General features: G+C 62.9%; 20 protein-coding genes. 12 read left to right on the top strand and 8 right to left on the bottom strand.

Annotation, left to right across the window (positions count from 1 at the left end):
• Positions 1-88 precede the first annotated feature (88 nt).
• Entirely contained in the window at positions 89-583 is a 495-nt protein-coding gene (locus OH764_RS09015) for a DUF421 domain-containing protein (RefSeq protein ID WP_027777152.1), read from the top strand.
• A gap of 23 nt (positions 584-606) precedes the next feature.
• On the opposite strand, the gene OH764_RS09010 is transcribed toward OH764_RS09015, so the two are convergent.
• Entirely contained in the window at positions 607-2,004 is a 1,398-nt protein-coding gene (locus OH764_RS09010; protein ID WP_498846531.1) for an MFS transporter, read from the bottom strand.
• A 232-nt stretch (positions 2,005-2,236) separates the two neighbouring features.
• Here OH764_RS09010 and OH764_RS09005 point away from each other — a divergent pair, with 232 nt between their 5' ends.
• Positions 2,237-2,389: a hypothetical protein gene (locus OH764_RS09005; RefSeq protein ID WP_498846530.1), complete on the top strand. Its 153-nt coding sequence runs from the start codon at positions 2,237-2,239 to the stop codon at positions 2,387-2,389.
• A gap of 190 nt (positions 2,390-2,579) precedes the next feature.
• On the opposite strand, the gene OH764_RS09000 is transcribed toward OH764_RS09005, so the two are convergent.
• The gene (locus tag OH764_RS09000; RefSeq protein ID WP_498846529.1) at positions 2,580-2,723 is read right to left on the bottom strand and encodes a hypothetical protein; all 144 of its coding nucleotides are present in this window, start codon (positions 2,721-2,723) and stop codon (positions 2,580-2,582) included.
• 510 nt (positions 2,724-3,233) lie between these two features.
• On the opposite strand from OH764_RS09000, the gene mprF reads away from it, so the two are divergent.
• The 8 genes from mprF (at position 3,234) to OH764_RS08960 (ending at position 15,108) form a co-directional block, all read left to right on the top strand.
• Positions 3,234-5,786: a putative bifunctional lysylphosphatidylglycerol flippase/synthetase gene (gene mprF / locus OH764_RS08995; protein ID WP_498848793.1), complete on the top strand. Its 2,553-nt coding sequence runs from the start codon at positions 3,234-3,236 to the stop codon at positions 5,784-5,786.
• Positions 5,783-7,060, top strand: coding sequence for a virulence factor family protein (locus OH764_RS08990; RefSeq protein ID WP_498846528.1), 1,278 nt, complete (start codon positions 5,783-5,785; stop codon positions 7,058-7,060). The genes mprF and OH764_RS08990 overlap by 4 nt, the downstream gene beginning before the upstream one ends.
• A 551-nt stretch (positions 7,061-7,611) precedes the next feature.
• Entirely contained in the window at positions 7,612-9,291 is a 1,680-nt protein-coding gene (locus OH764_RS08985; RefSeq protein ID WP_498846527.1) for an acyl-CoA synthetase family protein, read from the top strand.
• Positions 9,292-9,552 (top strand): acyl carrier protein, encoded by a 261-nt coding sequence (locus OH764_RS08980; protein ID WP_498846526.1) that lies wholly within the window; start codon positions 9,292-9,294, stop codon positions 9,550-9,552.
• 40 nt (positions 9,553-9,592) lie between these two features.
• Entirely contained in the window at positions 9,593-11,452 is a 1,860-nt protein-coding gene (locus OH764_RS08975; RefSeq protein ID WP_498846525.1) for an alpha/beta fold hydrolase, read from the top strand.
• Positions 11,453-11,694: 242 nt separating this feature from the next.
• Entirely contained in the window at positions 11,695-13,266 is a 1,572-nt protein-coding gene (ilvA, locus tag OH764_RS08970; RefSeq protein WP_498846524.1) for a threonine ammonia-lyase, read from the top strand.
• Positions 13,267-13,521: 255 nt separating this feature from the next.
• A complete protein-coding gene (locus tag OH764_RS08965) occupies positions 13,522-14,700 on the top strand; it encodes a 4-hydroxybenzoate 3-monooxygenase (RefSeq protein WP_498846523.1) in 1,179 nt (392 codons plus the stop codon).
• Positions 14,701-14,856: 156 nt separating this feature from the next.
• On the top strand, positions 14,857-15,108 hold the full coding sequence (locus OH764_RS08960; protein WP_498846522.1) for a hypothetical protein: 252 nt from the start codon (positions 14,857-14,859) through the stop codon (positions 15,106-15,108).
• Positions 15,109-15,227: 119 nt separating this feature from the next.
• On the opposite strand, the gene OH764_RS08955 is transcribed toward OH764_RS08960, so the two are convergent.
• From OH764_RS08955 to OH764_RS08945, 3 genes are all read right to left on the bottom strand, one after another.
• A complete protein-coding gene (locus OH764_RS08955) occupies positions 15,228-15,497 on the bottom strand; it encodes a hypothetical protein (protein ID WP_088174366.1) in 270 nt (89 codons plus the stop codon).
• An 83-nt stretch (positions 15,498-15,580) separates the two neighbouring features.
• Positions 15,581-15,949 carry a hypothetical protein gene (locus tag OH764_RS08950; RefSeq protein ID WP_498846521.1) on the bottom strand — a complete coding sequence of 123 codons (369 nt, stop codon included), beginning with the start codon at positions 15,947-15,949 and terminating at the stop codon, positions 15,581-15,583.
• A gap of 54 nt (positions 15,950-16,003) precedes the next feature.
• Positions 16,004-16,126, bottom strand: a complete 123-nt coding sequence (locus OH764_RS08945) for a hypothetical protein (protein ID WP_020066184.1) — start codon at positions 16,124-16,126, stop codon at positions 16,004-16,006.
• Positions 16,127-16,602: 476 nt separating this feature from the next.
• Between OH764_RS08945 and OH764_RS08940 the strand changes: the two genes are divergently transcribed.
• Positions 16,603-17,157 carry a cytochrome b gene (locus OH764_RS08940; protein WP_498846520.1) on the top strand — a complete coding sequence of 185 codons (555 nt, stop codon included), beginning with the start codon at positions 16,603-16,605 and terminating at the stop codon, positions 17,155-17,157.
• A 261-nt stretch (positions 17,158-17,418) separates the two neighbouring features.
• On the opposite strand, the gene kdgR is transcribed toward OH764_RS08940, so the two are convergent.
• The 3 genes from kdgR to kduI form a co-directional block, all read right to left on the bottom strand.
• Positions 17,419-18,294 carry a DNA-binding transcriptional regulator KdgR gene (gene kdgR, locus OH764_RS08935; protein WP_498846519.1) on the bottom strand — a complete coding sequence of 292 codons (876 nt, stop codon included), beginning with the start codon at positions 18,292-18,294 and terminating at the stop codon, positions 17,419-17,421.
• Positions 18,295-18,379: 85 nt separating this feature from the next.
• On the bottom strand, positions 18,380-19,168 hold the full coding sequence (gene kduD, locus OH764_RS08930; protein WP_498846518.1) for a 2-dehydro-3-deoxy-D-gluconate 5-dehydrogenase KduD: 789 nt from the start codon (positions 19,166-19,168) through the stop codon (positions 18,380-18,382).
• A gap of 65 nt (positions 19,169-19,233) precedes the next feature.
• Positions 19,234-20,070 (bottom strand): 5-dehydro-4-deoxy-D-glucuronate isomerase, encoded by an 837-nt coding sequence (kduI, locus tag OH764_RS08925; protein ID WP_498848792.1) that lies wholly within the window; start codon positions 20,068-20,070, stop codon positions 19,234-19,236.
• 310 nt (positions 20,071-20,380) lie between these two features.
• Between kduI and kdgT the strand changes: the two genes are divergently transcribed.
• Positions 20,381-21,397, top strand: coding sequence for a 2-keto-3-deoxygluconate permease (gene kdgT / locus OH764_RS08920; RefSeq protein ID WP_498846517.1), 1,017 nt, complete (start codon positions 20,381-20,383; stop codon positions 21,395-21,397).
• Positions 21,398-21,477 lie beyond the last annotated feature (80 nt).

Raw genomic sequence — 21,477 nt, 5'->3', positions numbered from 1 at the left:
GTGCGCTCGACCCTCTCATGCGTCGTCAGCCGTTTCACAGAACCTCAAAAAGACAGGCGGCGCGAGACCGCTACAAGGAGGACAAACGATGATGGACGCGATCTATCTGCTATTCGGGCAAGGCAGGGATCTCGACCCGCTGCAGATGAGCTTGCGCGCCTTCGTGGTGTTTCTCGTCACGCTTGTGCTGATCAGGATTTCGGGCCGGCGTTCGTTCGGCAAACGCTCGCCGTTCGATTCAGTCGTGGTGATTCTGCTCGGCGCGACGTTGGGCCGCGCGATCGTCGGTGCATCTCCGTTCGTCGCGACGGTTCTTGCGTCGTTGATGATCGTGGTGTGTCACCGCGTCCTTGCATGGGCATGCGTTCGCTCTTCGGCGATCGAGCGGCTCATCGGCGGCGTCGAGCGTGAGGTCTACCACAACGGTGCATTCAACGAACGGGAAATGAAAGCTGCGCTGATGACACGGAACGATGTATGCGAAAGCGTGCGCCAGAAAACCGGCTCGCGGTCGTTAGACAAGGTGGCGGCCGCCATTCTCGAACGCAATGGCGACGTGAGCGTGATCCATAAGGACCAGTGAGCAGGCCGGCCGACGGTCTGGTGTCAGCCGCGGCCACCGCGTGAGATTTCCTCGCCGGCGCGAGGGGGCAGGCGCAGCGTAACCGGAATCGACGCGAAAGAGCACAGTCCGACCACGAGAAACGCAGGCCAGAAATCCGACCACATGATGGCTTCATGGCCGTGCAGCAAACGCGAAATCTGCAACACGATGCCGCCGACCGTCACGCCGAGGCCGAGGGACATCTGCTGCACGACGCTGCCCAGGCTCGTTGCGCGTCCGACGTCGCGGCTCGCGATTTCGGCATAGGTCAGTGAATTGAGACTCGTGAATTGCAGCGCGGGAAAGAAGCCGCCAAGCAGCACGACCACCCAGATGATCCACGTTGGGGTGCCCGGAAAAAACAGTCCGCAGGCCGCGATCGAAACGCCGGACAGCGCGGCGTTGACCACCAGCACGGAACGAAAGCCATAGCGATGCAGCACGCGCGACGCAACGGTGCGCATGAACATCCCGCCGAATGCGGACGCGCAGGTGATCAGCCCCGATTGAAACGCGCTCATGCCGTGACCTTCCTGCAGCATCAGCGGCAACAGGAACGGCAGTGCGCCGAGGCCGATGCGGAACAACGACCCGCCGAGCACGCTTGCTTGAAACGTCGGCACCTTGAAGAAGCGCAAGTCGAGCAGCGGCAGTCTTGCGCGCTGCGCATACGCGACATACAGGGCAAGCAGGACGGCGCCCAGCGCGCACATGCCAAACGCGTTGAGATTCGAAATCAGCTCGCCGCCAATCAGCGACAGTCCCAACAAAAGAAGCACCGCGCCCGCCGCCGACAGAAAAAAGCCAATCCAGTCGAGCGGCCCGGGGTGCGGCTCGCGCGTGTTCGCAATATGTTTGTTCGTCAGATAGATGCCGAGAATCCCGATCGGCACGTTGATGAAAAAAATCAGACGCCAGTGCAAATACGTGGTGATAAAGCCGCCGAGTAGCGGGCCGGCCGCGGGGCCGAGCATGGCGGGCACGCTCAGATAATTCATCGCGCGGATGAAATCGGTTTTGTGCACGACCCGGAAAATGATGATTCGCCCGACCGGCACCATCATCGCGCCGCCGACGCCTTGCACGAAACGCGCGAGGGTAAAGGTGGCAAGCGAGTTGGAGGCCGCGCACAGTAGCGAGCCCGTGACGAAGATGCCGATGGCGGTGCGAAACACCGTCCGCGCGCCGAAGCGGTCGGCGAGCCAGCCGCACACCGGAATGAACACGCCGAGGCCGAGCACGTAGCTTGTCACCGCGATTTTGAGCGTGACGGGGTCGCGCCCGAAGTCGCGCGCCATGGCGGGCAGGGCCGTGACGATCACGTTCGCGTCGACGCTTTCCATGAACATCGCGCACGCGACGATAAGAGGCGCAATAAGGGCTTTCTCGGCGACGGTCATGGAGGATGCCGCGGCGGGCTGTCGCGGGCAAAAGGGTCATTATTGCACCCGTACGGTGCGGTTTGTTAATACTGCGCCCGGCCATTGAGCCCTTTTTTGCTCGCGCCGCCTGTGCCACACAGTTTGGCGACCGTGACTCTGGCGCAACACGTTTGTTTTTTGTTGCGCTGCGCAATAGGAAGACTATAATCGGGTTATTCCCTAGGTAGAAACCCTATACAGGAGCCCGACCATGAACACCGCCTCTAACGCTGCATCCGCTCGCAACACCGTCGCCACCAACGGTAACTGGCTCGCAAAGCTGCGCGCACTCGCGTTGCATGCGCTGAATCTCCATCTGCAAAACTGCGCTGTGATCGCTGAAGCGCATCGCCGCCCGCAGTAAGCCTCGCGCTGGTGCCCGCGCCTCGAAAGGCCGGGTGCAAGCTTGCTTGCGCCGCACTGACGCTTTCCGCCGATACGGCGCGGTAAAGCGAAAGTCTTTGCAGGGCGATCAGAGAGAAGCAAGCGGAAACAAGCGGCGCATTTGCGCCGCTTGTGCTTTGTGCGTCTGCTAATTCCAAGTTGTGTCCCGCTTATTCCCCCGAGCGACGCGGTATTCTCGCAAGCGTTTGACGCACTTTCGTCGCTCCCGCAGACAAAGCGCTAATCACGAGCGCGGTCGACACCAGACCGACCAGATACAAGCCCGCCATCATCCAATCCTGTTCTGCCATCATCGTTCTCCAGTCAAGTGCCTCGTTCTTGCGGCTAATGCGTCGCATCTCGTGAGGCTGATGCTTGCGATTACGGCAGATGCGGCGAAAAGCTTAACCGGCGCTGTTCGCGCCTACGAAGTTCTCCCACTCCGGTCCACCCGCGCGGATATGCACGCTTAACCCACGCTAGTGCACGTGCAATGCCGCTACCGCAGCGTTGCGATCCGGCAAATTGCGATTCTTCGTTCGCGGCGCCGAATAAGCGTTTAAACTTCAGCCCCCAGGATTCAACACCCGCCGACCGAGCGCCAGAACGCTCCGCGAAGCCCGCCCGTTGCACACAATCGGCCCAGGTTAAACCCCGGCGCCAAGGCCTGCACTGTCAACCTTTTAACCTGTCTGCCGTTATCCAGTTGTAATCGCCGAACTGGCGACCTTGCGGCAGACGGCCCGTCGCCGCGACAGCTCCACGCAAGGCCCGCATTGACCATGTTCCATCGAGATAAGAATAATTTCGGCCAGATAGGCGCGATGTTCGTTCGTGCATCGAAGACCTCTCGCATCAGGGGATTACTCTCGCCCGTTTTCGCGCTTGCAATCTGCGCGCTGCTGCTCGTCGTGCTCCAGCATCTGTCGCAGGCCGTCGATTACCGCTCGGTCATGCACGAACTGCGTCGGCTGACGGCCGGCGAGTGGACCGCCGCGCTCGCCGCCACGGCGCTTAGTTATGTGGCACTGGTCGGTCGCGATGCAGTCGGCCTGCGCTATCTGGGCGCGGCCGTGCCTCGCGCAGCGCTCTGGATCGGCGCCACCGCGGGCTCCGCGCTGGGCAATGCCACCGGCTTCGGCGCATTGACGGGCGGCGCGGTGCGCGCCCGGGTGTACGGCGTGGCGAACATCACGCCCGCACAGATCGGCCGCATGACCGTATTCACGAGCGTTTCGCTCGCGCTCGCGCTTGTACTGATGACGGCGCTCGGCATGGTGTGCGTGGGCGGCAGGCTTGCCCCGATGCTGCATCTGTCGCCCGCCACCGTCCGCTGGGTGGGTGCATTGCTGCTGGTTGCGCTCGGTCTGCTGTGCGCCGCATGCCGCGTCGAAACACGCTCGATCCGCACGCGCTGGCAGTGGCTGTCGTTCGACATTCCCGCTCGCCGGGATCTGCTCGAACAGGTTGGGCTTGCGGTCGTCGATGTTGTCGCCGCCGGCCTCGCGTTGTGGGCGCTGCTGCCGCACGCCGACGTGAGCTTCGTCACGTTCATCACCGTCTATGCCGCGGCCATGCTGCTCGGCATGATCGGTCATACGCCCGGCGGCGTCGGCGTGTTCGAAGCTGCAATGGTGTTCACGCTGAACGGCAGTGTGGCCACGCAGCAGATGGTCGCCGCGTTGCTCGCTTATCGTGCGATCTATTTTGGCGTGCCGCTGGTCGTTTCGGCTGCGCTGCTCGCCGGTTTCGAAGGCCGCGCGTTGAAAGGCCGCCTGCCGTTGCGGCACGCCGCGGGCGCGTCGAGACTCGCGCCGCTCTTCCTGAGCCTCGTCACGTTCGTGGTCGGCGGCATGCTGGTGGTCTCGAGCGCAACGCCCGCGTTCTGGCAGCGTCTTCATATTCTGCGCGACGTGCTGCCGCTGTGGGTTCTGGAAAGCTCGCAGATGCTGTGCAGTGTGCTCGGCGTGCTGTTGCTGTTCGTCGCGCGCGGTCTGCTGCGGCGTCTCGACGCCGCGTGGTGGATGACCCTGGCTCTCGCCGTGCTGAGTCTCGCGCTGTCCTTGACCAAGGGCCTCGCATTCGTCGAAGCAGGTGTGCTGTGCACGCTGATCGTGCTGCTGCTTGCAACGCGCCGGCGGTTCAATCGTCATTCGTCGCTGTTTGCGGAGCGCTTCACGGCCGGCTGGCTCGTGTCGGTTGCGATGGTGCTGATGCTCGCCACCTGGGTCATGCTGTTCGCTTTTCGCGACGTTCCCTATACGGGCGACCTGTGGTGGCAATTCGCTTTCGACGAACGCGCGCCGCGTGCGCTGCGCGCGACGCTGGCCGCGAGTCTGTTTGCGGCGACGTTCTCGTTCTGGCAGTTGCTGCGCCCCGCGCCGGGCCACTTCGTGAAACCGGCGCCCGAAGATCTGCACGACGCGGCGCGCATCGTGCGCGCGCAGGAGCGCAGCGACGCCGGTCTCGCGCTGATGGGCGACAAGAGTTTTCTGTTCTCGGAGTCGCGTGAAGCTTTCCTGATGTACGCCAAATATGGGCGCACATGGGCCGCGCTGCACGATCCGGTCGGGCCGCGCGAAGAGTGGGCGGGCCTCATCAGCAAGTTCGTCGCGCTCGCGCATGCGCATGGCGGACGCGCGGCGTTCTATCAGGTGCGCGCCAACGCTTTGCCGTTGTACCTCGACGCGGGCCTTTCGCTGATGAAGCTTGGCGAGGAAGCCCATGTCGTGCTGGACGACTTCGATCTGAAGGGTTCACACCGCGCGCATCTGCGCTACGCGCTCAAGCGCGGCGAGCGCGACGGTTTCACCGTCGAAGTGATCGATCAGGCGAATGTACCGGCGTCGCTCGAAACGTTGCGCGGCATTTCCAACGGCTGGCTCAACAGCCGCGACGCGCGTGAGAAGAGCTTTTCGGTCGCTGCCTTCACCGACGAATACCTCGCCGCGCAGTCGGTCATGCTGGTGCGCCAGAACGGCGAGCCGGTCGCCTTCGTCACATTCATGACGACTGACCTGAACACCGAGGCGACTGTCGGCGTCATGCGTCACGTGGAAAGCTCGTCGCCGTATGCAATGGAATATCTGTTCACGCAGTTGGCGTTGCATCTTAAACAGGCCGGATTCCGCTCGCTGAGTCTCGGCATCGCGCCGCTCTCGGGTATGCAGCCGACGCCGCTCGCGTCGCGCTGGCATCGGGTTGCGGGCATCGTGTGGCGCTTCGGCGGCCGCTTCTATAACTTCCGCGGACTGCGCGCTTTCAAGAGCAAGTTCCAGCCGCATTGGGAGCCGCGCTATCTCGCGGCGTCGGGTTCGGTAGGCGTGGTCTTCACGCTCGCCGACCTGTCATTGCTGGCAGGAGGCCGGCGTTCATGACCTTGCATTCGTTTTTCAGGCTTGCTGTGGTAGCAGGCCTCGTCAGTTGCAGCACGCTCGCCAATGCGGCGACGACCACCGTTCCCGGCGGCCGCTACGGCAACGTCACCGTCACGCAGCCGGTGGGTCCGTTGCGCGGCTTCGTGGTGCTCTACTCGCAGGCAAGCGGCTGGAGCGCGGCCGATCAGCAAAGCGCCGAGGCGCTCGCCAAGGCCGGCGCATTGACCGTGGGCGTGGATACGACACGGTATGCGGCGAACCTCGCGACGGATCTGGCGCAGAAGAAAGAAACCTGCAATCAGCTCGTAGGCGACGCCGAAGCGTTGAGCCATCAACTCGAACGGCAATCGCAGTCGAGCCACTATTTCGCGCCGATCGTCGCGGGCACCGGGCAGGGCGCGACGCTCGCCATGCAGGTGCTCGAACAGGCGCCTTCGAACACGATTGCAGGTGCTGTTTCCGTGGATGCCGAGCCCACGCTCGATCGGCGTTTCCGGCCTTGCCCGCCGGATGCAACCATCATTCGCGACAAGATTCCTGGCTTCGTCGAAAAAGCGTCGACAGGGAACGCCGATCGCGCGCGGCTCGTCGCGTTGATTGCGCCGCATCTGCAAACCATATCGGCCCATGACGACGACGTCTCCGATCTGCCGTTGATCGAGTTGCCGGCGGCGCATCCGAACGGCTTGATGGCGATCGTGATATCCGGCGACGGCGGCTGGCGCGATCTCGACAAGACCATCGCGCAGGCCTTGCAGAAAGACGGCGTGTCGGTGATCGGCTGGGACAGCCTGCGCTACTTCTGGAGCGAGAAGCCGCCCGCGCAAACAAGCCGCGACCTCGCACGCGTGATGCAAACGTACGGCGCGCGCTGGCACGCGCAGCACATCGCGCTTATCGGCTATTCGTTCGGCGCGGACGTGATGCCTTTCGCATACAACCGCTTGCCTGACGCGTTGCGCGCAAAAGTGTCGCTGATTTCGCTGCTCGGCTTCGCGCCGGACGCCGACTTTCAGATCCGCGTAGGCGGCTGGCTCGGCATGCCCGCAAGCGATAAGGCGTTGAAGGTGCGCCCCGAGTTGACCCGCGTGCCGCCCGCGATCGTGCAGTGCATCTACGGCGCGGACGAAGAAGACACGCTGTGTCCCGCACTGACGAAGACGGGCATCGACGTGATCCGTACGTCGGGCGATCATCACTTCGGCGGCGATTACAACGCGCTCGAACGACGCATTCTCGCCGCGTTCAAGAAGCAGAGCGGCGTGCAAGACTGATTGTTCAAACGGCGCGTCATGCGCCGTTGTTGCATGGGTGCTTCATCGACGTTGCAGCGACGCTTCATCGGGGTTGCGCTGCCTCGTCGTTCGAGCGTCCAGTTCTGGGCATCGGCCTCACGTATCCCCGCGGCCATCGCTGCGGGCTCTTCGAATACGCGCACGATTCATCAACGCGTTTTTCTCCTCTACGCTCGAACGCGACGTGCACCCGATCAATGCCGCCGCCGCGTCCGCCGCCAGCGCGACGCGCGTGCTCGCGCACGCTCGATCGCGGTGGGAGAGCGTTATCGTACATATACCGGCGCGGCCGGATTCTATGATCTTTCCAAATCCTTCAGCGTCCGGCGGCACGAGTATTCACTCGCGCAACTGACGTTGCAAGGCGCTGTTTTCATTCATTCTGGTTACGACATTCCGCTGCGACAACTCAGTGCGCCACCGCGCACTGCTGCTTCGCGGCAGTGTGTGTCCGACATGACGGAGAATCGCTTTCGCCCGGTTGCCGACCGTGCGCGGCGTGGCCGTGCATGTGCAACGCGAGGCCGTGAATGCTGGATTCCTTTTTCTTCGACACTGCCGCGACCGAGCCCGAGAGGCCTGCGCTATGGGTCGATGAACGCCTGTATTGCTATGGCGAACTCGCTTCGCGTGCGAGCCGTATCGCGGCCGGACTGACATCCGCAATGCCCGCCGACGGCGCTCGCCGTTGTCTTCTTTTCGCACACCGCAGCGTCGCCGCCTATGCGGGCTTGCTCGGCATCATGAAGGCGGGCTTCGCCTATGTGCCGCTCAATCCGACGCTGCCCGCCGCCCGTATCGCGGTGGCTGTCGAGCAGTCGGAGGCGCCCGTGCTGCTGGTCGATCGCCGCTGCATGGCTTTGCTCGATCAAGTGCTCATGCTGATAGACGAGTGCCCCCAAATCTTTTTCATCGACGATGAGGAAGATCTCAGTGGCATGGGCGACTCTCCGGTGGATCGCCGCGTGGCGAATCTGCCTCGCTTACCGGATTCAATGTGCGTCGAGCCGTGCCGCGCCGTTCAACGCGCGCCGCACGATCACGCCTATGTTCTCTTCACGTCGGGCTCCACGGGCGCGCCGAAAGGCGTGGCGATCTCGCACGCGAATGCCTGCGCCTACGTCGCCGTGCAACTTCAATTTCTCGGCCGGCTGCCTGATGCACGTTATGCACAATTTTGCGAACTTTCATTCGATCCTTCGGTGCACGACATGTTTGTATGCTGGGCGAACGGCGCCTGCCTGTACGTGCCGAAAACGGTCGAGCCGATCTACAACGCGGCTTTCATCCGCGAACATGGGATCACGCATTGGAACAGCGTGCCCTCGGTGGCTACCTTCATGCGGCAGTTGCGCAAGCTCGCGCCCAACCAGTTCGCGAGCCTGCGCGTGACGTGCTTTGGCGGCGAACCGCTGCCCGTTTCACTCGCGCAGGCATGGCAGCAGGCGGCGCCGAAGAGCCGCATTTTCAACTTCTATGGGCCGACGGAAACGACCGTCGCGTGCACCGCTTTCGAAGCCACACCGCAATTTCTCGCCGATGCAACGAACGCCGTCATGCCGCTTGGCCAGGCCTTGCCCGGCATGGAACTACTGATCGTCGACGCAACCCTGCAGCCGGTCGCACAAGGCCAGAGCGGTGAATTGCTGATCGGCGGCCCACAGGTCGCGGCAGGCTACCTGCGCGCGGACGAACCCAACAATTGCCGCTTCGTCACAAGGCGCTATGTGGGCTTGCGCTCATCGTACTGGTACAGAAGCGGCGACGCCGCACGCGAGGTGCCGCAACGGGGCATCGTCTTTGAAGGGCGTCTTGATACGCAAGTGAAGATACGCGGCAATCGAATCGAGATCGAGGAAGTCGAGCAGGTGGTTCAGACGAGTAGCCGCGCCGCGCTTTGCGCGGTGATCGCATGGCCTGTCGATGAAGCAGGCCGCGCGCACGGCTTGCTTGCGTTCGTGACGCACACGCCGGTCGACGTCGCGCAGATTCTGCATGCGTGCCGTCAGCGCCTGCCGGCCTACGCGGTGCCGCAGCGAGTCATCGCGCTCGATGCAATGCCGCTGAACGCAAACGGCAAGATCGACAGAAGGGCGCTCGCGGCTCATTGCGCGAGCGGCGATGCGGTCACCGTACGGACGCACAGCACCGGCGACGGCGACGGCGACGTTCGAGTGGCGCGCGAGAAATTCACGCAATCGGGGAAATAAATGAAACAGCATGTGCGCCGCATTCTCGAGGAGACCGCCTGCCTCGATGTCGAAGTCGATACGCTAGGCGATAACGACGATCTGTACGCCGCCGGTTTGTCGTCGCTCGGCACCGTGCGAGTGATGCTGGCCGTCGAAGAAGCGTTTGCGATCGAGATTCCGGGCTCGCTGATCACCCACGACCTGTTCGCGAGCATCGCCGCGCTGGCCGGCGTGATCGCGCAACTCGTGCCGGAGGAGTCGATTGCAACGCGAAGCTGAGGCTGTGCTCCGGCAATCTCCTGCAATGGTCACGAGTACGATGAGACCGGTTGCATTCAACGACTGTTCGGGATGGCTGCACGGGCCGGCCGCTTTGCAAGCCGAGATGGGTGTGGTGCTGTGCAATCCGTTCGGCTATGAGGCGCTTTCCGTGTACCGCGGCTGGCGCGAACTCGCGGACGTGCTGGCCGCACGCGGTGCGGTCGCATTGCGCTTCGACTACCCCGGCACGGGCGATTCGGGCGGCAACGAGGAAGACCCGCTGCGCTGGCGCGCGTGGATCGACAGCATCAAGGCCGCGGTTGGATTTCTGCGTGCGGAAACTGGCGTGGAGCGCGTCACGCTGTGCGGTCTGCGCGTAGGCGCGACACTCGCCGCACTCGCTGCACAAGAACTGGGCGGCGTCGACAACCTCGTACTGTTGATGCCCGTAATTTCCGGCAAGTCATACATACGCGAACTGGAGCTTCAGCAGCATACGTGGCTCGCTGCCCAGACCGCGCTTGGATTGCATCTCGACGAAGAGTTGCCACGCACCGTCGGCGCGCACGGCTTCAGGCTCTATCCGGACACGCTCGAACTGCTTGCAAAAGTCGATCTCGAACGGGCTGCAGAGTACGGCGCTCCGTGCGGCAGCGCAGCTGCCGCCGAGCCTCCCGCGCGCCGTGTGCTGTTGCAGGACCTGGCGGGCAGCGCCCGCTTGAAGCGGCTCGCCGCTCGATACGAAGCGCTCGGCGCGCAAGCGGACGTGCAGTTCTTCGGCGAATACAGTAAGTTTCTGGCCAATCCGAGCTATAGCGAGTCGCCTCGCCGTGCGTTCGACAGCGTGCTGCAATGGCTCGGCGCCGGCACTGCGGCAGCGCCGCTTGCGAAGGTGCAAGTGCTGGACGCCGCGGCATCGGCGAGTATCGCTTTTGCGCACGGGCGCGAGACGCCGGTCGTGTTCGGCGGCTACGCCGGTGTGCTGTGCGAACCACAACGCGCGCTCGACGCAGCGCCGGCTGTTCTCTTCGTCAACACGGGCGGTGTGCACCGGATCGGCGACAGCCGCTTCACCGTGCTGATGGCTCGGCGGCTCGCGGCGCAGGGCATCGCATCGCTTCGCATGGATCTGAGCGGTCTCGGCGACAGCCTGCGCCGCGACGCAACGCTTACGCTCGATGCGCTCTATTCGACCTACTCGATCGACGATGCCTGCGCGGGTGTCGACCGGTTGAACGCAGCGGGTCACGCAAAGGTCGTCATGGCCGGCGTCTGCAGTGGTGCATATGTAAGCCTGCATACCGCGCTCGCGCATTCCGCCGTGGTCGGGTGCGCGTGCATCAATTTGCCGTTTTTCAAGTGGGGCGGCGCTCGCGTTCGGCCGGGTGCTCAGTACGTCGCGCCGAGCGAGGTGTATCGGCGGGCGATGCGCAATCCGCGCAAATGGCTGCGCTTGCTGAGCGGCCAGGCCAATACTCGCGCGATCACCGCCGAGCTCGCGCGCAGATTGTCGGCGCGCGTCGCCGCACGCGTGGGTGCCGTGCTCGAGACGCTCGTCGGCGAGCGCGTGCCCGGCAGCGCCATCCGCAGACTCGTGCTCGATCTGGAGCGAAAGGGCGTGCAAACCGCGCTGCTCTACGGAACGCTCGACGAAGGCCTCGACGAACTCGACATTCACTTCGGCCCTGACGGAGCCAGGTTGCGCAAGCTGAAGAATCTCTCGGTGCAGAAGATCAGCAAGGTCGATCACGCGCTCTTTTCACGCTGCGCGCGCGAAGCGATGATGGCGCAGCTGGATGCGTTTTTGCGCGAGCGCATACTCGGCGCGCGCGCCGGATCAATGGCTTTTGCAGGCGGATTTCGCGGTCCACTGCGACGAGCAAAATCGCAACGGAACCTGAAACCGCAGCGTCCGTAATAGATCGCGGCTTACGGCACCGGCATTGACAAAGCTCGGCAAGTCAACGATGATCGGCCACATGAACTGCCTCGACATCCGTATTGCGCTGATTATTAGCATCATTCATCGAATGGTGGGTTAGCGCGCGTCTGATAGCAGTCACACATAACCCGCCCCACGAGGCGGGTTTTTTTATGTCCGCCTGCTCCCGCCTCCTGGTCGCTTTTCGATGCTACGCGCTTGCCGCACAGGAGCTTGCCTTGCCGTCACACCAACTCGAACAGGTCGCCGAAACGGCCGACAGCGTCGCGCTTCGACACGACTATCTGAAGAAAACCCTCACCGCACGCGTCTACGACGTGGCGCGCGAGACCGAACTCGAACGTGCGCCGCAACTGTCGGCGCGCCTGCGCAATCCGGTCTATCTGAAGCGCGAGGACAACCAGCCGGTGTTCTCGTTCAAGGTGCGCGGCGCGTACAACAAGATGGCGCATATTCCCGCCGAGGCGCTCACGCGCGGCGTGATTACCGCGTCGGCGGGCAATCATGCGCAGGGCGTCGCGCTGTCTGCCGCGCGCATGGGCGTGAAGGCGATCATCGTCGTGCCGGTCACCACGCCGCAGGTCAAGGTCGATGCGGTGCGCGCGCACGGCGGCCCGACCGTCGAAGTCGTGCAGTTCGGCGAGTCGTATAGCGACGCCTACGGCCACGCGGTGCAACTGCAGGAAGAGCGCGGACTGACCTTCGTGCATCCGTTCGACGATCCGTATGTGATCGCCGGGCAAGGCACGGTTGCCATGGAAATCCTGAGCCAGCATCAGGGCCCGATTCACGCGATCTTCGTGCCGATCGGCGGCGGCGGACTCGCGGCGGGTGTTGCAGCATATGTGAAATCGGTGCGTCCCGAGATCAAGGTGATTGGCGTGCAGACCGACGACTCGTGCGCGATGGCCGCATCGCTGAAAGCCGGCGAGCGCGTCACGCTAAACGAGGTCGGCCTGTTCTCCGACGGCACCGCGGTGAAGCTCGTCGGCGAAGAAACCTTCCGCCTGTGCAGCGAATATCTGGACGACGTGCTGCTCGTGGACACCGACGCGCTGTGTGCCGCGATCAAGGACGTCTTTCAGGACACCCGCAGCGTGCTCGAACCGGCGGGGTCGCTTGCCGTCGCGGGTGCCAAACAGTATGCGGAGCGCGAAGGCATCGAGAACCAGACGCTGATCGCGATCACGTCGGGCGCGAACATGAACTTCGACCGCATGCGTTTCGTCGCCGAGCGCGCGGAAGTGGGCGAAGCGCGCGAGGCGGTGTTCGCGGTGACGATTCCCGAAGAGCGCGGCAGCTTCAGGCGCTTTTGCGAACTGGTGGGCACGCGCAGCGTCACCGAATTCAATTACCGGATCGCGCAGGCCGAGTCCGCGCACATTTTCGTGGGCGTGCAGATCAGGAACCGCAGCGAATCGGCGCAGATTGCGGGCGCGTTCGAGGCGCACAACTTTGCGACCGTCGATCTGACGTTCGATGAACTCTCGAAGCAGCATATCCGTTACATGGTCGGCGGCCGCTCGCCGCTCGCACACGACGAACGCCTGTTTCGCTTCGAGTTTCCCGAACGGCCGGGCGCGCTGATGAAGTTTCTTTCGTCGATGGCGCCTGACTGGAACATCAGCCTTTTCCACTACCGCAATCAGGGCGCGGACTATAGCTCGATTCTCGTCGGCATTCAGGTGCCGCAGACGGACAACGCGGAGTTCGAGCGCTTCCTCGCCACGCTCGGTTATCCGCATTGGGAAGAGACGCACAATCCGGTGTATCGGCTGTTTCTTGCCTGAAGTTTTGCGACTGAGATCGCGCTCGGGGTTTACCTTGAGTACCTGTTCGGCGCGGGCTCGGACCGCATGGCGAACGGTCGCGCCGCGAGCGGCGTCAGTAGGGCGTCGCGCGGTATTTGCGCAATTCAGCAACGCTTGACCTCCAGATGCCTTATCGCAAAACTAGATAGAGCGTATCTCGCATATCGCGTTGCGCGATAGCAGGGCCGATCGTCAAACTGGGCGCAAATCAAACTTGCACTCAGGAGACACATCATGCGCACCCAGGTTGGCATCATCGGCGCCGGGCCCGCGGGCCTGCTTCTTTCGCATCTTCTTCATTTGCGCGGTATCGAATCGGTCGTGCTCGAGACGCGCACGCGTGAGCAAATCGAATCGACGATTCGTGCCGGCGTGCTCGAGCAGGGCACGATGGATCTTCTCAGCCAAGCCGGCGTCGGCGAGCGCATGAAGGCGGAAGGCGCGCTGCACCATGGCTTCGAACTCGCGTTCGAGGGCAAGCGTCGCCGGATCGATCTCACCGGACTAACCGGTCATTCGATCACCGTCTACGCTCAGCACGAGGTGATCAAGGATCTCGTCGCGGCGCGCGTCGCCGCGGGCGGGGCGTTGCGCTTCGGCGTAACGGACACGTCGCTGCACGGCATCGATACCGATAAGCCGTCGATCCGCTACCGTCACGAAGGCGAAGCGTCCGAGTTGCAATGCGACTTCGTGATTGGTTGCGACGGCTCGCAAGGCGTGTCGCGCGCGGCGATTCCGCAGGCATTGCGACGCGACTTCGAACGCGTGTACCCGTTTGGATGGTTCGGTATCCTGTGCGAAGGACCGCCGTCGTCGGACGAACTTATTTACGCGCGCCACGACCGCGGCTTTGCATTGATCAGCACGCGCTCGGCCAACGTTCAGCGTATGTATTTTCAGTGCGACCCGAAGGACTCCGTCGACAACTGGTCGGACGATCGCATCTGGGCGGAGCTGCACGCTCGGGTGGATTCGCACGACGGCCAGCACGTGGTGGACGGCAAGATCTTCCAGAAGAACATTGTCGGCATGCGCAGCTTCGTGTCGGCAACGATGCAGCATGGACGGCTCTTTCTCGCAGGCGACGCCGCGCATATCGTGCCGCCAACCGGCGCGAAAGGGATGAACCTGGCCGTCGCCGATGTGCGTCTGCTCGCGAAAGCATTGAACGCGTTCTATGTCGAGAACCGCACGGATCTGCTCGACGGCTATAGCGAAACGGCGCTCAAGCGCATCTGGCGTGCGGAGCATTTCTCGTACTGGATGACGAGCATGATGCACCGTATCGAAGGCGCGTCGGCGTTCGAGCGGCAGCTTCAGGTGGCGGAACTCGAATACGTGACCACATCTCGCTCGGCGGCTACCGTCATGGCAGAGAATTACGTCGGCGTGGCCGTGCCGCAGGACTGAGCGCGGCTCGACCGCTTCCGATTGTCGGCGCAACCGCAACACTGAATTCAGGATTAACGGATTTATCCTGGGTCGCCGCGCGCCTACACTGCTTTCATCGCTGCGAGCAAATCCCGTTTGCAGCATACGCAGAAGAGATGACCGGAGGTGGTCAAAATGAAATCACTTATTCAGGCTGTTGCAATTGCTGCGGTGCTTGGCGCACCGATCGCTTCGTTCGCGCAGCCGTCTGCGCAAGCTGGGACGCAGGACACGCAGGCTGCGCAAACCGAGGCCGCAGGTCAGCAGGGCTTCGCGCGAGCCGATAACAGCGGCTATGGTTCGGGCAGCCACGGCACCTGGCAAGCGGGACGCGGCGGTGACGTTACGTTCAGTTCGTATTCGCCGCCGGTGTACAACGCGCGGTAAGTGGCTGAAAAGCGATCGCGGAAAAGGTTTTGAAACGAGGTCCGCAACGCAGGTGTTAGAAGCAGACCGGTGAGACGCCGGTCGAGAAGCGCGCAACGCATCGAGCGTCGCGCGCTTTTTTATTTCTGCGACGCATTTCCTTGCGGTGTGCGCAACAAGGTCATCTCGTTGCGTAGCAACGCGAGCAGGTCGTCGTCGGTGGGACGCGTGCCCCAATGCCGCGCGCCCGCCACCGACGCAATCGCGGTCCACGAGTGCGGCGGGAACCATTCACGAACGAGTGTGCCGTCCTGGCGCAAACACAATTGGCCGGTCTGCTCGCTGTATTCCGCGCAGACGAGCATGCCGTCTACCTGCGCGGTGACTCGCCGTAGATCAGTGCGTAGCAAACTGTCGCTCCTGCAAAGTGCGGACGCGCAAACCAATGCCGCGCGGCGCGATGTTCATCGACAATAACGCCGCGCAGCAAGCGTCAATGATCGCCGCCGTGGCCGTGCCACTCATCATGGCCGTGGCCGTGGCCACGCCAGTCGCCGTGCGGACCGCGCGCATCACGCCATTCACGTTCGCGATGACGTTCTTCCCACTCGCGTCGCTCCCAGTAGCGGTGGCCGTCGTAGTAACGCTCGCCATACCAGCCTGGGCTCACGACCACGACCGGTGGCGCCGGCGCATAGACGGGCGGCGGAGGCGGCGCATAGACAGGCTCGGGCGCATACGCGACACCGGGCACGCCGATGTTCACGCCGACGTCGACGTGAGCAAGCGCGGCGGTAGACGCGCCGATACCAAGACCCGCGACGATTGCGATGGACAGCAAACGGTTTTGTGTTCGATTCATGTTGGGGTTCCCGCGTTTTTATGATTGAGCGTGGACGGTCCGTGTGTGCCGCGATCAGTAACGATCGTGGTAACGATAATGGTCGTGATAACCGCCGCCGTCGGGGACCACGATGCAACCGCTCAGTGCAGTGCCGAGCGTCACCGCCAGAATGGCCAGCGCGAAAATTCGTTTCATGAGGTTTGCTCCTTTTCCTGTTGATCCGAACTCTACTGAGAGGCGGAATTACCGTTGTGTTCGTGTGTAACAGAACGTGTCGATAGCATTGCGCGAAAGCAATGCACGGCACGCAGGCAGGCGAGGGTGAGCAAAGGCGGTGAAGTGAGCAGCGCCGTGGTGCGGGCGACAGGCAAGCCGTTGAGCGTGCTGCGAAAACGCCGGGTGATTGCGGACTCAACTAGTTGCGGCGCGTTGAAGCTTCGCTGCTGCCGACACCAGCAAGCCGCGACAATGACGAGGAACCGCGCGTATGCCTCGCGGATACATTCGGTTGCAGACTGGCGCTTCGTGTCGAGCCCTGGCGTCATTCACGCGTGAGCGAAGTGGCGCGCGGCGCGACATCAGCTTTTCTTAAGATTCGCGCCGTAGCATACTGGCTCCCATGCGGCCGCGACACGCGGCTTCCCACGACGCTTTGATAACGGCCCCCTCTCATGAGCATGCAATCTATCGATACTCGTTCGCACCTTTACGCGACCGGCTATGATGGCGTCGCCAAGTTCCTTCACTGGCTCGTGGTCGCGCTGATCGCGGCGCAATTCATAATCGGCTGGACCATGCCTGACATTCACAAGGGCACGCGGCCCGAAGGGCTAATCGCGTGGCATCTGGGAGTGGGCGCGGCCCTGGTTGCGGCCGTGGTTCTGAGAGTCGTCTGGCGACTCACGCATCGGCCCGGGCCCGCACCTGTGTCGCCATTGCTTCGCACCGTCTCGCATGTCACGCATGGTCTGCTGTACCTTGCGCTCATCATCGTGCCCTTGCTGGGATGGGCGAATGCGTCGTCGCGCGGCTGGTCGGTAAAGCTCGCCGGTCTGCTGCCTTATCCGTCGCTTTCGCCAGTAGGCTCGAGCGTCGGTCATGAAATGGGCGACATACACGGTTATCTTGCGTGGGCGTTGCTGGTCCTGATCGGCTTGCATGTCGCCGGCGCGCTTTATCATCGCTTTGTTCTCAAGGATCTGGTTTTGCAGCGAATGCTGCCTTGAGCGAAACGTGCGCCTGCGTATCGGCGCAGCTTCAGCGCTATTGATGTGTCGCGCTGTGCCGATATGCCAACCATTTTCCGCGACCGCTACGGCGCGTGGCGATTGCCGCCTCGTGCGTGACAAGCACATGAGAAGCAGGTTTCCGCGGATCAGCCGTCGGTAGACTTCGCGCAACACGCAAGGTTGAGCCCGCTTCGTTGCGCAACGTGCACGGTCTGATCTGCGAGTGCAGCCGCGCGCTGCACTCGCATTCGCATCCGCTTAGCCGGGCTGCACGGCCGCGTGCTCAGGCGCGGCCTCCTCGCGATAGCCGAGCCGCGCCGAAATCGCCTGGCCGGATTGCTTCAGCAGCGCGACATAGTGCGACTTGGTATCGGCACCGCAGCGCATCGTCGGAAACGAAACCGACAGTCCCGCGATCACTCGGCCGAAACGGTCGAAGACAGGCACCGCGAGACACTGCAAGCCTTCCTCCTGTTCTTCGTTATCCTCGCCGTAACCTTGCTCGCGAACGCGCGGCAGAATGCTGAGCACGGCCTCGGCCGACGACAGCGTCTTTTGCGTCGACTTACGGAATTCGACGTGAGAGAGCACCTCACGCGCTTCGGCGGGGTCCATCCATGCGAGCAGCACTTTGCCGATTGCCGTGCTATGCAACGGATTGCGCCGGCCGATGCGCGACTGCATGCGCAGTCCGTAGTCGGCGTCGATCTTGTGGATGTAGATGATCGCGTCTTCGTCGAATGCGCCCAGGTGCACCGCCTCGCGAGTCACCGCGCCGATGCGGCGCATTTCCACATCGGCTTCGCGCACTAGATCCACGCTTTCGAGTGCCTTCGCGCCCAGTTCGAACAACCGGATTGTCAGGCGATAGCGCTCGGTCTCGACTTCCTGGGTGACGTAGCCGAGTGCCTTCAGCGTTTGAACCACGCGGTGCACGGTGGTCTTCGACATGCCGAGGCGTTGCGACAATTCGCTGATGCCGATCCGTCCGCTGTCGCCGATCGCGGCGAGAAGAGCGAACACGCGGCCAATGGACGAAGCCGATTCGCCTTTGTCGTTGCCGCAGTCGACGCTCTCTACGTCATGCGTGAGGGCTGCGGGGTCGCCCTTGCGCTGTTTGCCGGTTGCTGCCATTTCCGAAATTCCCTGATCGAACTCTTTTCTGTACCGCGTGTTGACGAACGCCCGGAGCATACCGTTTCGCGCGCTTTTTGCGGAGTCAGCGCGCGAGCCATCCGCCGTCTACTGCCAGTGTATGCCCGTGCACGTAGTCCGACGCGGACGATGCGAGGAATACCACCGGTCCGGCCAGATCGTCCGGCGCGCCCCAGCGCCCGGCTGGGATGCGGCTCAGGATTTCATCGTTGCGCTGCGCGTCTTCGCGCAACGCGGTCGTGTTCGCCGTCGCCATATAGCCCGGCGCGATTGCGTTCACGTTGATGCGCTGCGCGGCCCATTCGTTCGCGAGAAGACGCGTGAGGCCGAGCACGCCGCTTTTAGACGCCGCGTAGGACGCGACGCGTATGCCGCCCTGGAACGACAGCATCGACGCGATGTTGATGATCTTGCCGCCGCTTTGCTGTTTGACGAACTGCCGGGCGGCCGCCTGGGCGAGAAAGAAGAGGCTTTTCAGATTGAGGTCCATGACCGCGTCCCAATCGTCCTCGGTGAAATCGAGCGCGTCCTGGCGGCGAATGATGCCCGCGTTGTTGACGAGCACGTCGATGCGTCCGAACGCTTCGACGGCAGCGCGCACGATGTCCTCGACCGGCGCGGTGGACGAAAGATCGGCCCGCACGTCCGCGAATCTTCGGCCGGTGGCTTCGACACGCGCCGGCGTATCGCCCGCATCGGCCCGCGATACGCCGACGATATCGCAGCCCGCCTGGGCAAGCGCGAGCGCCATGCCGGCGCCAAGGCCGGTGTTGCTGCCGGTGACGATGGCCACCTTGCCGCCGAGGTCGAACGGATTTGCTGCAGAGCGGCTGATTGCCGGGGTAGTCACCATGTCAGAGCCCATGTCGTGTGTTGCATATGCGATGGTTTCGAGGCCGATACACGCGAAGCACACTCTCAACGCAGATCGCGCACGGCGATGTGGTCCATGTCGCTGAATACCTGATTTTCGCCGACCATGCCCCAGATGAACGTGTAAGCCTGCGTGCCGACGCCCGAGTGGATTGACCAGCTCGGCGAGATCACAGCCTGTTCGTTATGCACGACGATGTGCCGCGTCTCGTTCGGCTCGCCCATCATGTGGAAGACGGCGGCGTCGTCGGCGACATTGAAATAGAAATACACCTCCATGCGCCGCTCGTGCGTATGGCAGGGCATCGTATTCCACAAGCTGCCGGGTTCGAGCTTGGTCATGCCCATCGAAAGCTGGCAGGTGGGCAGCACCTCCGGCACGATGAACTTGTAGATCGTGCGGCGGTTGCTCGTCGCTGCGTCCCCGAGCGTTTGCGGCGACGCCTCGCCAAGCGAGATCGTGCGGGTCGGATGCGACGCGTGGGCGGGCGCGCAGTTCAGGTAGAACTTTGCCGGCCGCGACGCGTCGCTGCTGCCGAATGCAACCGACTGCGCGCCGCGCCCGACGTAGATCGCTTCCTCATTGCGCACGGTGAAGCGCGTGCCGTCCACATCGACCCAGCCATCGCCGCCAATGTTGATCGCGCCGAGTTCGCGCCGCTCCAGCAGGTAGTTGACGCCGATCGACTTGCCAAGCGAACCGGGCACTTCGACCGCTCGCGCAACAGGCCACGCGCCGCCCACGATGATCCGGTCGATGTGGCTGTAGGTGAGCCGCAGCGCGTCGCGCTCGAACACATGGTCCACCAGCAACTCCTTGCGCAATCCGGCGGTATCCAGCGTCTTGGCGTATTCGCTGTTTATGGCCTGCCTCACTTGCATGCTCGCTTCCACGATCTGTCTCCGATGATTGGCTCGACCTCGCGCATTGCTGCGCGGGCGACGTGTGTGGCATCGACTGTAGCGCGTTATTCACAATTCCGGAACAGTGGTCCACAAATTTCAGTGGCGGGCTAAAAGTCTGCTTGGCAGGCCCACTTTAAGCCGGGTAAACGATTACCTTCGCTCTGAAAATAATCGGAACGACGTTCCTTTTACGATGCTATATTGCGCCGAAAGGGAGCAGTCGGCGCAAGACCGGTTCTTATCCTTATTCACCCGAAAACTGGACGCGAGGTCCACGGAGGAGACAATGAAGCTCAAGAAGGCCATCGACCGTATTCCTGGCGGGCTGATGCTGGTGCCTTTGCTGCTCGGCGCCTGCGTTCATACATTTGCGCCGGGCGCGGGCAAATATTTCGGGTCGTTCACCAATGGACTGATTGCCGGCACCGTGCCGATTCTCGCGGTGTGGTTCTTCTGCATGGGTGCGACGATCGACTTGCGGGCCACCGGCACCGTGCTGCGCAAGTCGGGCACGCTGCTCGTCACGAAGATGGTGGTCGCGTGGATCGCGACGCTCGTGGCGTCGCACTTCATTCCTATCGACGGAATCAAAGGAGGGCTCTTTGCCGGGCTCTCCGTGCTGGCCATCACTACGTCGATGGACATGACCAACGGCGGTCTCTACGCGGCCGTGATGCAGCAATACGGCACGAAAGAGGAAGCGGGCGCGTTCGTGCTGATGTCGGTCGAGTCGGGGCCGCTCGTGAGCATGATCATTCTCGGCGCCACGGGTGTCGCTTTCTTCGAGCCGCGGCTTTTCGTCGGCGCCGTGCTGCCGTTTCTGATCGGCTTTGCGCTCGGCAATATCGACAGCGACCTGCGCGAGTTCTTCGGCCGCTGCGTGCATCCGCTGATTCCGTTTTTCGGCTTTGCGCTTGGTAACGGTATCGACCTCAACGTGATCGCGAAGAGCGGCATGGCAGGCGTGTTGCTGGGTCTTGCGGTGATCGTCGTGACGGGCATTCCGCTGATTCTGACGGACCGCTGGATCGCGGGCGGCAATGGGGCGGCGGGACTCGCGGCGTCGTCGACGGCGGGCGCGGCAGTGGCGAATCCGGCGATCATCGGCGAGATGATTCCAAGCTTCAAGCCGCTCGTGCCGGCCGCGACCGCAATGGTTGCAACCGCGTGCCTCGTTACCGCGATTCTGGTACCGATGCTGACCGCGCTATGGGTGCGCAGGCATCACGCGCGCGACACGCTGCGTAAAGAGTTGCTAGTGTCGGCTGCACCGCCGCTGAAGGAGAGCGACATGCATGTGTGAGGGTCGCTGAGGGCATGAGGTAAAGCATGATGCGCGCGCGCTTTACATCGCTTCGAGTGCCTGGCGCAGCAGCAGACATT

The sequence above is a fragment of the Burkholderia sp. M6-3 genome, from assembly GCF_050858985.1.
In the GTDB taxonomy this organism is placed as follows: Bacteria; Pseudomonadota; Gammaproteobacteria; order Burkholderiales; family Burkholderiaceae; genus Paraburkholderia; species Paraburkholderia caledonica.
The sequence above is the reverse complement of the archived record's forward strand: the minus strand, read 5'-3'. Positions and strand labels throughout refer to the sequence as shown.

Excerpts from the sequence above, each read along its gene's own strand:
- OH764_RS08945 (WP_020066184.1), bottom strand. The coding sequence starts at position 16,126 with ATGAAACGAATTTTCGCGCTGGCCATTCTGGCGGTGACGCTCGGCACT.
- OH764_RS08940 (WP_498846520.1), top strand. The coding sequence starts at position 16,603 with ATGAGCATGCAATCTATCGATACTCGTTCGCACCTTTACGCGACCGGC.
- OH764_RS09005 (WP_498846530.1), top strand. The coding sequence starts at position 2,237 with ATGAACACCGCCTCTAACGCTGCATCCGCTCGCAACACCGTCGCCACC.
- kdgT (WP_498846517.1), top strand. The coding sequence starts at position 20,381 with ATGAAGCTCAAGAAGGCCATCGACCGTATTCCTGGCGGGCTGATGCTG.
- kduI (WP_498848792.1), bottom strand. The coding sequence starts at position 20,070 with ATGCAAGTGAGGCAGGCCATAAACAGCGAATACGCCAAGACGCTGGAT.
- OH764_RS08990 (WP_498846528.1), top strand. The coding sequence starts at position 5,783 with ATGACCTTGCATTCGTTTTTCAGGCTTGCTGTGGTAGCAGGCCTCGTC.
- OH764_RS08980 (WP_498846526.1), top strand. The coding sequence starts at position 9,292 with ATGAAACAGCATGTGCGCCGCATTCTCGAGGAGACCGCCTGCCTCGAT.
- OH764_RS09010 (WP_498846531.1), bottom strand. The coding sequence starts at position 2,004 with ATGACCGTCGCCGAGAAAGCCCTTATTGCGCCTCTTATCGTCGCGTGC.
- OH764_RS08965 (WP_498846523.1), top strand. The coding sequence starts at position 13,522 with ATGCGCACCCAGGTTGGCATCATCGGCGCCGGGCCCGCGGGCCTGCTT.
- mprF (WP_498848793.1), top strand. The coding sequence starts at position 3,234 with ATGTTCGTTCGTGCATCGAAGACCTCTCGCATCAGGGGATTACTCTCG.
- kduD (WP_498846518.1), bottom strand. The coding sequence starts at position 19,168 with ATGGTGACTACCCCGGCAATCAGCCGCTCTGCAGCAAATCCGTTCGAC.
- OH764_RS09015 (WP_027777152.1), top strand. The coding sequence starts at position 89 with ATGATGGACGCGATCTATCTGCTATTCGGGCAAGGCAGGGATCTCGAC.
- OH764_RS08950 (WP_498846521.1), bottom strand. The coding sequence starts at position 15,949 with ATGAATCGAACACAAAACCGTTTGCTGTCCATCGCAATCGTCGCGGGT.
- OH764_RS08985 (WP_498846527.1), top strand. The coding sequence starts at position 7,612 with ATGCTGGATTCCTTTTTCTTCGACACTGCCGCGACCGAGCCCGAGAGG.
- OH764_RS08960 (WP_498846522.1), top strand. The coding sequence starts at position 14,857 with ATGAAATCACTTATTCAGGCTGTTGCAATTGCTGCGGTGCTTGGCGCA.
- kdgR (WP_498846519.1), bottom strand. The coding sequence starts at position 18,294 with ATGGCAGCAACCGGCAAACAGCGCAAGGGCGACCCCGCAGCCCTCACG.
- OH764_RS09000 (WP_498846529.1), bottom strand. The coding sequence starts at position 2,723 with ATGATGGCAGAACAGGATTGGATGATGGCGGGCTTGTATCTGGTCGGT.
- OH764_RS08975 (WP_498846525.1), top strand. The coding sequence starts at position 9,593 with ATGAGACCGGTTGCATTCAACGACTGTTCGGGATGGCTGCACGGGCCG.